Annotated in this window: 10 protein-coding genes; 3 read left to right on the forward strand and 7 right to left on the reverse strand. The window is 60.5% G+C overall.

Annotated features, from left to right (window positions below):
* The first annotated feature begins 873 nt into the window (after nucleotides 1–873).
* Nucleotides 874–1155, forward strand: coding sequence for a DUF6124 family protein (locus BSF40_RS10145; RefSeq protein ID WP_095965025.1), 282 nt, complete (start codon nucleotides 874–876; stop codon nucleotides 1153–1155).
* A 144-nt stretch (nucleotides 1156–1299) separates the two neighbouring features.
* On the forward strand, nucleotides 1300–2646 hold the full coding sequence (locus BSF40_RS10150; protein ID WP_095965026.1) for a Fic family protein: 1347 nt from the start codon (nucleotides 1300–1302) through the stop codon (nucleotides 2644–2646).
* Nucleotides 2647–2696: 50 nt separating this feature from the next.
* On the opposite strand, the gene BSF40_RS10155 is transcribed toward BSF40_RS10150, so the two are convergent.
* From BSF40_RS10155 to plsB, 3 genes are read right to left on the reverse strand one after another with little or no spacing between them, the layout of a single operon-like run.
* Nucleotides 2697–3386, reverse strand: a complete 690-nt coding sequence (locus tag BSF40_RS10155) for a DUF4197 domain-containing protein (protein ID WP_015093746.1) — start codon at nucleotides 3384–3386, stop codon at nucleotides 2697–2699.
* Between the two features lie 29 nt (nucleotides 3387–3415).
* Complete coding sequence (locus tag BSF40_RS10160) at nucleotides 3416–3814, reverse strand: YbaY family lipoprotein (protein WP_095965027.1); 399 nt, start codon at nucleotides 3812–3814, stop codon at nucleotides 3416–3418.
* Nucleotides 3815–3868: 54 nt separating this feature from the next.
* Nucleotides 3869–6370 (reverse strand): glycerol-3-phosphate 1-O-acyltransferase PlsB, encoded by a 2502-nt coding sequence (gene plsB / locus BSF40_RS10165; RefSeq protein WP_095965028.1) that lies wholly within the window; start codon nucleotides 6368–6370, stop codon nucleotides 3869–3871.
* A 236-nt stretch (nucleotides 6371–6606) separates the two neighbouring features.
* Here plsB and BSF40_RS10170 point away from each other — a divergent pair, with 236 nt between their 5' ends.
* Nucleotides 6607–6816 carry a cold shock domain-containing protein gene (locus tag BSF40_RS10170; RefSeq protein WP_007954750.1) on the forward strand — a complete coding sequence of 70 codons (210 nt, stop codon included), beginning with the start codon at nucleotides 6607–6609 and terminating at the stop codon, nucleotides 6814–6816.
* A 146-nt stretch (nucleotides 6817–6962) separates the two neighbouring features.
* On the opposite strand, the gene BSF40_RS10175 is transcribed toward BSF40_RS10170, so the two are convergent.
* The 4 genes from BSF40_RS10175 to BSF40_RS10190 all read right to left on the reverse strand — a co-directional run bounded on the left by BSF40_RS10175 (nucleotide 6963) and on the right by BSF40_RS10190 (nucleotide 12217).
* Nucleotides 6963–7340 carry a hypothetical protein gene (locus BSF40_RS10175; protein ID WP_007978418.1) on the reverse strand — a complete coding sequence of 126 codons (378 nt, stop codon included), beginning with the start codon at nucleotides 7338–7340 and terminating at the stop codon, nucleotides 6963–6965.
* 84 nt (nucleotides 7341–7424) lie between these two features.
* Complete coding sequence (locus tag BSF40_RS10180; RefSeq protein ID WP_095965029.1) at nucleotides 7425–8234, reverse strand: putative RNA methyltransferase; 810 nt, start codon at nucleotides 8232–8234, stop codon at nucleotides 7425–7427.
* Complete coding sequence (gene dapE, locus BSF40_RS10185) at nucleotides 8234–9385, reverse strand: succinyl-diaminopimelate desuccinylase (RefSeq protein WP_007995764.1); 1152 nt, start codon at nucleotides 9383–9385, stop codon at nucleotides 8234–8236. Before dapE ends, BSF40_RS10180 begins: the two co-directional genes overlap by 1 nt.
* Before the next feature lie 240 nt (nucleotides 9386–9625).
* Entirely contained in the window at nucleotides 9626–12217 is a 2592-nt protein-coding gene (locus BSF40_RS10190) for a glycosyltransferase (RefSeq protein ID WP_095965030.1), read from the reverse strand.
* Nucleotides 12218–12318: the final 101 nt, after the last annotated feature.

Consider the following 12318-nt stretch of genomic DNA (forward strand, 5'->3'; position numbering starts at 1 on the left):
CGGTATTCATCCGGGGGCATTGCCCTCCGGTCGGCTTCGCTTCGACCTACATGCAATGAGTTCGGCTGCGCCGAACGGCGCTGCGCGCCCATCCCCGGATGAACACCTCCACTCAGCCTGCCGAGGGGGCGGGTGGATCAAGATCAAGAGCTGCAGGCGAGCTAACGCTCGGCCTGTTGAGTGGTGAGAAGCGTGGGTGTACGCCGCTCTGCCTTTGCTCTTCTGTGGGAGCGAGCCTGCTCGCGAAGGCGGCCTGACAGCCGACCAATTTCTTTCAGATGTACTCGGTCAAATTGTGGGAGCGGGCTTGCCCGCGAAGGCGTCCTGCCAGCCAACCAATTTCTTTCAGGTGTCCCCGGCCCAACTGTGGGAGCGAGCTTGCTCGCGAAGGCGGCCTGACAGCCGACCAATTTCTACCGAATGCACTCGGTCCAATTGTGGGAGCGGGCTTGCTCGCGAAGACGGCCTGTCAGCCAACCAATTTCTTTCAGGTGTCCCCGGCCCAACTGTGGGAGCGAGCTTGCTCGCGATGGCTGCCCAACAGTCAACAACGTTTACCGCCCAAGCCAACCATTCAGACCATTCCCACAAGACTTTCAGGTTGCCTGTCGGAAGCACGGTCACTAGCCTCTGACGGTTGCTGCCAATTCAGCGACCGGGACTGCAAGCCCGCCAATAGTTTGTTAGGCGCCCACTGGCGCACCTATAATCGTGGCGCTTTTTTAGCGACCACCGATTTATGGTGGCTGTGTGCGGGAGATCTTCGGGTCTGCCGGGTTTGCCTAACAACTCGGTCTTGCAGACCCGCATACAGCTGCCACCCATCATCTGCAAGTGATGCTGGCTGCTCCAACTTTCGTTAGGAGCTTCACAATGATCAAACCCAGCCCCAACCCCCCGGCTCCAGAGTCCGAAGAAAATACCGGCACTTCAAACCGCCCCTGCCCAATTTTCACTATCTACCCAGGCGTCGACTCCGAAACCTTGTTGGTCCATGCCTACGAAACCCTCGCTTCAGCCAATGTAATGGCAACCGAACTGTCGTCCATCCTGACCGGCCCAACCTGCAATCTGGCACTCGGCATTCAGCAGATGATTGTCCTGGCGCAACTATCAGTGAATCGCGTGCTCGATCAGTTGGATCAGCAGCAATAGCAATAGGAAGAAGCCCGCTGAACCTGTACCCATCAGCGGGCCCTCATTGTTCCTACATTTATCTCGGACCCGTCTGATATTGAGGCTCATGAGCCCAGGTGTTGTACTCAAACCCCGGTTTTGTGAATGTTTGAGACAGTGCGTATGAAGAATCCACCCAAGTTGCGGGGACGGACCGACCCGGTGTTTGATCGACTAGGGCAGTCGCCTCACAAGGAGCGTCTCGCGGATTACTTGGCTCTGCTCAAGCCCCTGGACGATCAGGGGCGTTATCTGCCATTCGATGCGTTGCGCTATCGCTGGGCGCCGGGTCTGGATTCCAGTTTGTGCTGGGCCTTGGTCAAGAAAGCCCGGACGGCGCAGTATTCGAGTCTTTTGCCATTGGGTGATCCGGTGCGGTGGCTGCAATTCGTGCTGACGCCGCTGGCGCAAAAGGCTATTTCCGCGGTAGACCGGCAAACCACTACGGCCGTGCTGGAGTACATGACCAGCCAGATCGGCGAGCGTGCGCACTTCAGCTATCTGCTCAATGACCTGATTGAAGATGAAGCCATCAGTAGCAGCCAGCTCGAAGGCGCGGCAACCACGACACGTGTGGCCAAGGACATGCTCAAGCGTCATCGCCTGCCGCGTACGCCGGACGAGCGAATGGTCATCGGTAATTTCAAGATGATGAACTTCGCCTGGGAGCAGCGCTACGAGCCTCTGAGCGTGGAGTTGATCGCGGCGATGCACCGCGTTGGCGTCGAGGGCATCGATGATCCGCAGTATTCGCCGGGGGTGTTCAGAAGCCGTGATGATGTCGTGGTGCAGGATGGCGAGGGCAACACCGTTCATACACCACCGCCCGCAGCAGGCATTGGGTTGCGTTTGCAGGCGCTGGCGCAATGGATCAACCATTCCCATAACAACCTCCATCAAGCGGATTACCTTCATCCTTTGATCAAAGGCATCGCTCTGCATTTTGCCTTGGGTTATGAGCATCCTTTTCGTGACGGCAACGGTCGGGTCGCGCGGGCGCTGTTTTACTGGTTCATGTTCAAGAATGACTTCTCGGCGTTCCGCTACATCGCGATCAGCGTCTTGTTACGCAATGCACCGGTGAAGTACGGGCGCTCATACCTGGATACCGAGGCGGATGATCTGGATCTGACGTATTTCATCGATTTCCAGTGTTCGGTAGTGCTGCGTGCCGTAGGCAGTTTTACCGAGGCGTATCGGAAAAGTCTGGTTGATGCCGAGTGCTTTGATCGATGGTTGCGGGAAAGTGGTTTTCTCGAGCAACTCACGGAGAATCAGCGGGCCGTGTTTCAAGCGGCCAAGAGCGGAATGGCCAAGGAATTTACTGCGGTCAATGTGAAGGAAAACCTGGGGTGCTCTTACAACACGGCATCAGCCACATTGAATGGGCTGGTCGAGTTGAAGTTATTTGAGAAACGGAAGATGGGACAGGAGTGGGTGTTTTTTCTACGACCTGCCTCCGTGACCTGAACCAATGTGGGAGCGAACAGGCCCACTCCCACAGGGTTTTATGTTGTGGCTTAGAGCGTGCCGAACACCTTCTTCGCCAAACTGGTCGCCGCAGCCGCCGGGTTCTGGCGGATGGTTTCTTCCTGTTTGCCGATCATTTCGAACAAGCCATTCAGCGCCTGCTCGGTGACGTAGTTTTCGACGTTGGCGTTCTTCGCGTCCAATACGCCCATGGTCGCCGCTTGCCCTGCGAACGAGTTGTACTGCTGGGCCAGGCCCACCTTGTCGGTGGCTTGCTTGACGATCGGCAGGAACTTGGCGCGGATCTGTTCGCGGCTGGTCTTGTTCAGGTATTGGGTGGCCGAGTCGTTGCCGCCGCTGAGGATGCCCTTGGCGTCTTCCACGGTCATTTTCTTCACGGCATCGACGAGGATTGGCTGGGCCTGGGTCACGGCGGTTTCGGCCGCCTTGTTCATGCTGGCTTCCAGTTCATCGACCTGGTCACCCATGCCGAACTGTTTCATTTTGCTCGCGACCTTGCCCAGTTTGCCCGGCAGTTCGATTTTTACTTCCGGGTTGTCGCTGAAGCCGCCCGGGGTGCCGAGTTGTTTCACGGCCAGTTGCGCGCCTTGGGTCAGTGCGTCCTTGAGCCCGCCGGTGGCGTCTTTCTGCGACAGGTCGCTGAGGGAGAGCGCCAGGGCGTTGGCACAGATCATCAATCCTGCGCACAGGCCGGCAAAACGAAGGGTAGGGCGGAGCATGGCAGCTTCCTTGTTCAAAAAAGAGAGAGTTAGCGAATGGCGTCGACGCGGATTTTCAGCGGTTGCGGGTCCTTGCCATCAAGACGCACGGCATGGTGTTCGGTGGTGATGAACATCAGCTTTCCGTCGACTTCGATGCGCGCGCTGACCGAGTAGCGATGGCCTGGTTTGACCTGCGCCGGATCGTAACTCAGATGAAACGGCAGTGGCACCTGGCCTTTGACCGGGCCGTTCTGTTCGTCGAGGACAATGGCCGGTGCGTCGGCCACAGACACGTCCTGCAAGCTCACGCTCAGGGTAGCTGTGGGCGGCAGAGCGCTGCGTTGCAGGTAAAAGACTTCGCCGTCGAGGCTCGCCTTGTCGCTCGGGGAAGTCGATTGGCAAGCGCTGAGCAGGGTGGCAGCGGCCAGAAGAGTCAGTTTTTTCATCAGCAATCTCCAATTGATGTGGGAGCGAGCCTGCTCGCTCCCACAGGTTTTGCATCAGGCCTGTGGCGCTGGGATCGCTTGATCCGCCGCATCTTCACTGCGATGCAACGCCACCTGCCGGATCGACAAACGGATCTCCGCCGGCAACACCCGTTTGGCCGCGCCTTCGGCCAGTTCGCCGAGCAGTTCGTGATAACCGAGCTTGCCTGCTTCGTCGCGCTTGAGCACTTCGAGGTCGAGCAGGGTCTGGATGAAGTGGCGGAACAGGCTTTTGTCGAAGAACTCCGGGGCGTTCAGGCCATGCAGGATCGACAGGCGCTGGGCCATGACCGTGCACAGGTCTTCCAGTTCTTCGGCGCTGATGCTGTTCTGGCCGCTGTTGAGCAGCAGGGACACGGTCATGTAGAAACGCTGCAGGGTCTGGGCGATGCTTTTCGACAGCAGCGTCAGCAACACGAAATGCCGTGAGCTTGGCGCCGGGCGCAGGTACACATCGTTCTCGACGCGCAGCAGGCCTTGCTCGACGAACGCCTCCAGCCATTGATCAATCACCGCATCCAGTTCGTCCAGCGACCAGCGAATGAACAGCTCCGCTTGCAGGTACGGGTACAGCGCGCGGGTGTAGCGCAGGATCTGTTCGCGGCTCATGCGCGAGGCACTCTGGAAGAAGCTCGCCAGCAGTGCCGGCAGGGCGAAGATGTGCAATACGTTGTTGCGGTAGTAGGTCATCAGGACGGCGTTCTGTTCGTCCAGATACAGAATCTTGCCCAGGGCATCGCTCTGCTCGGACAGCAGGTCCATGTCCTTCACGTGCTCGATCAGCGCCCGGCCGTCACCTTCCGGCAGGGTGGTGTGCGGCGAGTACGGCACCTTGCGCAGCAGCGCCAGATACAGGTCGAGCACCCGTGCCATGGCGCGGTCGTCCAGGGCCAGGCGGCTGGTGGACAGCAGCGCCAGGGCGACGAGGTTGACCGGGTTGATCGCTGCCGCTTCGTTCAGATGCCGCGCGACCTTCTCGCCGAGGCGGTTGGTGGTTTCGTTGAGCCAGGCCGGTCTGAACTGCGGGCCGAGTTCCTGTTGGCGCCAGTCCGGCTGTTCGCTGTCGAGGAATTGCGCCAGTTTGATCGGCTCGCCGAAGTTCACCGCGACCTGGCCGAAGCGCTGCTTGAGTGCGCCGATGACTTTGAAGATGTCGAAGATCGATTCTTTCTTCTTGGCCGCACCGCGCAATTCGCCGAGGTAGGTCCGGCCTTCCAGTACGCGCTCGTAGCCGATGTACACCGGCACGAAGACAATGGGCATGCGCGACGAACGCAGGAAGCTGCGCAGGGTGATCGCCAGCATCCCGGTTTTCGGTTGCAGCATGCGCCCGGTGCGCGAACGGCCACCCTCGACGAAATACTCCACCGGGAAGCCCTTGGTGAACAGTGTGTGCAGGTATTCGTTGAACACCGAGGTGTACAGCGGGTTGCCCTTGAACGTCCGGCGCATGAAAAACGCGCCGCCACGACGTAGCAGGCCGCCGATCACCGGCATGTTCAGGTTGATCCCGGCGGCGATGTGCGGCGGGGTCAGGCCGTTGCGGAACAGCAGGTAGGACAGCAGCAGATAATCGATATGGCTGCGGTGGCAGGGTACGTAGATCACTTCGTGACCCTGGGCGACCTTCTGCACGCCTTCGATGTGGTTGACCTTGATGCCGTCGTAGATCTTGTTCCAGAACCAGCTCAGCACCACTTCCATAAAACGGATGGCGGTGTAGGTGTAGTCCGAGGCGATTTCGTTGCCATAGCGCAGGGCCTGGGCCTTGGCTTTTTCCGGCGAAATGTTCTCGCGTTCGGCTTCGTCGAGGATCGCCTGTCTGACCTGCGGCTGGTTCAGCAGGCCCTTGACCAGGTTGCGACGGTGGGAAATGTCCGGGCCGATCACCGCCGCCTTCAGGTTGCGAAAGTGTACCCGCAGGATGCGCTGGGCCATGCGCACGGTGCGCTCGTGGCCCTTGTTGTGTTCGATCAGTTCGCGCAGGTGGATCGGCGCGGAGAACTGCACGCGGGTCTTGCGGCCCAACACGATGATGCTCAACAAGCGACGCAGGCGCCCGGTCACCGCCCAGCTATCGGCGAACAGGAGTTTCCACGGGCTGTTTTCGCTGTCCGGCGACTGGCCCCAGAACACGCTGACCGGAATGATCTGCGCGTCTTCGGCGGCGTTCTGGCTCAGGGCGCTGACCAGGCGGGTCAAGGTTGGCGGTGCGCCGCGCTTGTCCTGGCGGCCGAGCCAGTCCGGGTCCGGCGTCAGGTAGAAGAACGCGGCCGGTTCCAGCAGGTTGCCCACCGATACCGGCAGCACGGGGCGCGGCAGACCCGCCTTGCTGCACTCGGTGTCGACCACGGCAAGGTCGGTCAGCGATGGGTTTTGCAGGACGTAGAACACCGGACGACTGCGGTCGAGGTTGAGGGTGAACGACGACTGGTTGATCGTCTCTGAGCGAACCCAGAGGTACAGCAGTCGACGCAGGGTGCCAAACACAAGACGGCGGAACGGGGAACGGGTCATACGGCTTCTGCGTGAGTGAATGAAACCAAGCGTTTGCTCGGGAAGCCGATAGTGTGCCGTATTCGCTGAAAATCGGCAAAAAAGCACCTAAGTAAAGTCTTGTTGAGAGTTTTCACGTCTGTCATATACTCGGCGCTCTGTCGCCGTTACCCACATGGGACCGGTATGCGCAGGCTGACGTTCCCGAGGCTTTCCTGCGAAAAGCCCGATCAATAATAAAAAGGGAGTATGAACAAATGGCAACACGCGAAACCGGCAACGTGAAGTGGTTCAACGACGCCAAGGGCTACGGCTTCATTCAGCGCGAGGACGGGGTGGACGTGTTCGTGCACTACCGCGCGATTCGTGGCGAGGGGCACCGCTCACTGACCGAAGGCCAGCAGGTTGAATATGCGGTGGTCGAAGGGCAGAAGGGGTTGCAGGCTGAGGATGTGGTGGGTCTGTAAACCGGATCTTCAGTTCACTCAAAAACCACTGTAGGAGCGAGCTTGCTCGCGAAGAACTCAAGGACGCCGCGCATACTCGGAGTTGGCGCGTTATCGTTGAAGACCATCGCGAGCAAGCTCGCTCCTACAGGGGCGGTGTTCAGGCTTTAAGCCGTTTTCCAGGTGATCTCTTCTTCACCATCGGCGCTGATGCGAATCCAGCGGTCCGCCGTCTCTTCACCTTCTTCCTCGACCCAGGTTCCCGGCGCGCAACGCACTTCGACGTTCAGCGCGGCAAACGCGGCGCGGGCGCAGGCGATGTCGTCGTCCCATGGGGTCTGGTCGCTTTCCAGGTACAGGCTGTTCCACTTGCCGACCGCTTTTGGCAGCCAGGTCACCGGCACGTTGCCGGCCTTGCACTTGTAGGTCTGGCCCTTCTGCACCCAATCCGAACACGGGCCAAGTGCCGCGCCTAGCCAGGCGGCAATGGCTTTGTGATCGACGTCGGCGTCTTTCAGGTAAATCTCGATATCGGGCTGGCGCATGGATGTCCTCACTGCGGGTCTGAAAAATCCATTCGCGGATTTAGCCGGCCTTGAGCCGTTGCCCAAGACCAAAAATGTTTGAAGTTATTGAAGAACGAAATAATCGTAGCGCATCGACACGGTGACCTCGAACGGCTCGGCCTGCTCGATAACGGCAGCACGGCGTTCGGCACTGGCGCGCCAGCCGTGGGGCGTCATCGCCAGCAGGTTCGCCCGGTCCTGACCACTGTGGAGCGTCAGTTTGAATTCCAGGGTTTCGCTGTGCGCCAGCGCCATGCCTTCCGGCACCAGGTCAAGATGCTTGTCGTCGATGTACTCGCGGACCTCATCGTACAGCCGCTCGCGCAACTCCATCAGGTGGCCGCTGGTCGGCCCGACTTTCATCAGGCCGCCGCCGACGCTGAGCAGGCGTTTGGCTTCTTCCCAGTCCAGCGGGCTGAAGACGCTGGCGAGGAACTGGCAACTGCCGGAAGCCAACGGCACCCGCGCCATGCTGGCGATCAACCAGGTGAGCTGCGGGTTGCGTTTGCAGGCGCGTTTGACCGCTTCGCGGGAGATGTCCAGGGCATAACCTTCGGCCTCTGGCAGCGCCTCGGCGATCTGCGCGGTGTAGTAGCCCTCGCCACAACCGATGTCCAGCCAGCGCTGCGGTGCATAGCGGGCGGCCAGCTCCGCCAGACGCCTGGCCACCGGCGCATAGTGCCCGGCATTGAGGAAGTCACGGCGCGCTTCGACCATCGCCTGGTTATCCCCAGGGTCGCGGCTGTTTTTGTGCTGCACCGGCAGCAGGTTCAGGTAACCCTGGCGTGCACGGTCGAACCGGTGCCCGGCGGGGCAGACCACACCGTTGTCCACCGCATTGAGCGGTTCGCTGCAGATAGGGCAGGCAAGCATCAGGCGAGCAACTTGATCAGGGTCTGGTAGTAGATTTCGGTCAGCACATCGAGGTCGGCTGCCAGCACACGCTCGTTGACCTGGTGGATGGTCGCGTTGACCGGGCCCAGCTCAACCACTTGCGTGCCCATGGTCGCGATGAAGCGTCCGTCGGAGGTGCCGCCGCTGGTGGATGCCTTGGTGTCGCGACCGGTGATGTCCTTGATGCTCGACGACACCGCGTCCAGCAGCGCGCCTGGCTCGGTGAGGAACGGCAGACCGGACAAGGCCCAGTCTACGTGCCAGTCCAGGCCATGCTTGTCGAGGATGTCGGCGACGCGCTTCTGCAAGCCTTCGACCGTTGACTCGGTGGAGAAGCGGAAGTTGAACACCGCCACCAGGTCACCCGGGATCACGTTGGTCGCACCGGTGCCGGAGTTGACGTTGGAGATCTGGAAACTGGTCGGCGGGAAGAAATCGTTGCCGTGGTCCCAGTGCTCGGCGGCCAGTTCTGCCAGGGCCGGAGCGGCGAGGTGGATCGGATTCTTTGCCAGGTGCGGGTAAGCCACGTGTCCTTGCACACCGCGCACGGTCAGCTTGGCGCCGAGGGAGCCGCGACGGCCGTTCTTGACCACGTCACCCACCAGGGTGGTGCTCGACGGTTCGCCGACGATGCACCAGTCCAGACGCTCCTTGCGCGCGGCGAGGCGTTCGACCACTGCCTTGGTGCCGTGGTGCGCCGGGCCTTCTTCATCGCTGGTGATCAGGAACGCGACTTTGCCCTTGTGATTCGGGTAGTCGGCGACAAAACGCTCGGACGCGACGGTCATGGCGGCGAGGCTGCCTTTCATGTCGGCAGCGCCACGGCCGCAGAGCATGCCGTGTTCGTCGATCAGCGCGTTGAACGGTTCGATCTGCCAGGCCGTTACCGGGCCGGTCGGGACCACGTCGGTGTGGCCGGCGAAGCACAGCACCGGACCATCATCCTGGCCGTGGGTGGCCCAGAAGTTATCCACATCTTCGATGCGCATCGGTTCCAGGGTGAAACCGGCATCGCCCAGGCGCTGCATCATCTGCTTCTGGCAATCGGCGTCGATCGGCGTCACGGACGGACGGCGGATCAGGTCGATGGCGAGTTGGAGGGTCGGCGAAAGGTCGGCGTGGGCCGTCATGGAAAACTCCGGAATCATGGAATATGGGCTTGGGCTTTTAATGTGGGAGCGGGCTTGCTCGCGAAAGCGGTGTGTCAGTCAACATACGCCTCAACTGTTACAACGCATTCGCGAGCAAGCCCGCTCCCACAGGTATTGGGTTCGATCGGAAAACCGCGACGTGCCCAAGCCCCGCAAAATGGCGGTTATCTTAAAGCAAAACGGCGACCATTGGCCGCCGTTTAGTGCATCCGCAAAGATTTAGACGACAGGTGCCGCTTCAGGCTCGGCGGCCGGTTTCGGCAGCGACGACAGGAACGCCATGATCAGCGCCGCCAGATACGGCAGCGACTGCACCAGCAGCATGGTGACCCAGAAGCGCATGTCGTTGCTCGGCATGCCGTTGACCAGATAAATCCCCAGCGCCGCGCTCCACAACAGCAGCATGATGAACAACTCTTCGCGCGCTTCGGAAATCGCTACCCAGAAACCATGGTTGTCGGCGTTTTTCGGTGTGCGGAAGAACGGAATGCTGCTGGTGAAGAAGCCGTACAGCACCGCTTTGGCGATGGTGTGGGACAACGCCAGACCGGCCAGCGCCGCGCAGAAGGCATCCTTCAAGTTCACCCCGACCGCACGACGGTAGAGGAAGATGATCTTGGCGACCTTGAACACGAACAGCGCCAACGGCGGGATTGCGAAGATCAGCAGCGGCGGATCGACCCGTTGCGGCACGATGATCATTGCCGCCGACCACAACAGCGCGCCGACGGTAAAGAAGATGTTCATGCCGTCCGCCACCCACGGCAACCAGCCCGCGAGGAAGTGGTAGCGCTGACCGCGGGTCAGCTCGGTGTCCTTGCCGCGCAGCAGGCTGGCGGTGTGGCGCTTGATGATCTGAATCGCTCCGTAGGCCCAGCGGAAACGCTGTTTCTTGAAGTCGATGAAGGTATCGGGCATCAGGCCTTTGCCGTAGCTGGTGTGGTAGTACGCCGCCGACAGGCCTTTCTCGAATACGCGCAGGCCCAGCTCGGCGTCTTCACAGATGCACCAGTCGGCCCAGCCCAGCTCTTCGAGCACCGAACGGCGGGTCATGGTCATGGTGCCGTGCTGGATGATCGCGTCGCGGTCGTTGCGGGTGACCATGCCGATATGGAAGAAGCCTTTGTATTCCGCGTAGCAGAGCTTCTTGAAGGTGCTTTCGTTCTGGTCGCGGTAATCCTGTGGCGACTGCACCACAGCGATTTTCGGGTCGGCGAAATGCGGCACCATGTGTTTGAGCCAGTTGCGGTCGACGCAGTAGTCCGAGTCGATCACGGCAATCACTTCGGCGTCCTTGGCGGTGTGCGGAATCAGGTAGTTCAGCGCGCCACCCTTGAAGCCGGCCAGCGGTGCCACGTGGAAGAACTTGAAGCGCGGGCCGAGGGTGGCGCAGTAGTCGCGCACCGGTTCCCAGACCGCCGGGTCCTTGGTGTTGTTGTCGATGATCAGGACTTCGAAATCCGGATAGTCGAGGTTGGCCAGGGCGTTGAGGGTCTGTTTGACCATCTCCGGCGGTTCGTTGTAGCAGGGCACGTGAATCGACACTTTCGGGCGGTAGCCGGAATCGCCTTCCACCGGCAGGAACTCGCGGCGGCGCTTGTGCACCCACACCGCTTCGGCCAGTTCATGGGCTTCGGTCAGCAGCACGATGAACACCCCAAGCGCACCGAGGGCAAGCAGGAAACCCACTGTCAGGCTGAACCAGGTGCTGTACTGCTGGCTGTAGTCGTAGCCGATCCACACCAGCACCGAACCACAGAGGAACGCAATGAAGGTCAGGAAGGTGCGACCACGCTGGCGCAGGGCCGAGCCGTCGATCATCAGCAGGGTCAGCGACAACAGCGCCAATACCACCGAACCGATGGCCAACACGCGCCACTGCGGAATCGCCACCACCGGGCCTTCGAAGTTGAACTTCTGCTGGCGCGCGGCGTTGAATACGCCCCAGTAGGCGCCAACGGAACCTTCGTCGCTGACTTTCCACGGCTGGTCAAACGCTTCGATCACGAAGTAGTTGAAACCCTGGCGATTGAGCTTGTTGACCAGGGTTCGCAGGTAGATCGCCTGGTCTGCTGGCGAAGCATCGGCGCCGCCGCGCATGCGGCCATTGCTCGGCCAGCCCACTTCGGACAGTAGCAGCGGCTTTTTCGGGAACATCTTTTTCAGGTCGCGGGCGCGGTCGAGGACGAACTGCCCGGCCTTGTCCATCGGGATGAATTCCCAGTAAGGCAGGACGTGCGCGGCGATCAGGTCGACGTGCTTGGCCAGTTCCGGGTGTTCTTCCCAGACGTGCCATTGCTCGGACGTGGTCACCGGCACCTTCACGGCGGCGCGGACACGATCGAGCATCACGCTCAGTTCGGCGGCGGTGATTTCCTTGCGGAAGATCGCTTCGTTGCCGACCACCACACGAACCACGCTGCGCGAAGAGTTGGCGATTTCGATGGCGCGGGTAATTTCCCGTTCGTTGCGTTCCTGGTCCGGACTGATCCAGATCCCCAGTGTCACCCGCAAACCAAACTCTTCCGCCAGTTTCGGGATGTTTTGCAGGGTGCCATCGACCGAGTAGATGCGGATGTTATCCGTCAGCTTGCTCATGATCTCCAGGTCGCGACGCATTTGATCGTCGGTCGGGTACTGGTCTTTCTGCGGGAACTGGCCCTGCTGGAATGGCGAGTACGAGAAGCCGGAGATCTGTTCAGGCCAGTTGGGGGCGGTGACCGGGCGGTTGATCAGCGCCCAGAAGCCGGTAAACAAGGCCGCGATGGCGAGCACCACGACCAGGTTGAGTCCAAATTTACGCGATGACATGGTTATTTCAGGTTCCAAAGGCTGTGGAACGAAGGAACGGTTGGCTGCCGCCAAGGGGCGCGCATCCTACACCGGGCCTTCCCTGACCGTACAGCAGACAG

Source organism: Pseudomonas sp. ACN5, assembly GCF_002303975.1.
GTDB classification, from domain to species: domain Bacteria; phylum Pseudomonadota; class Gammaproteobacteria; order Pseudomonadales; family Pseudomonadaceae; genus Aquipseudomonas; species Aquipseudomonas laurylsulfatiphila.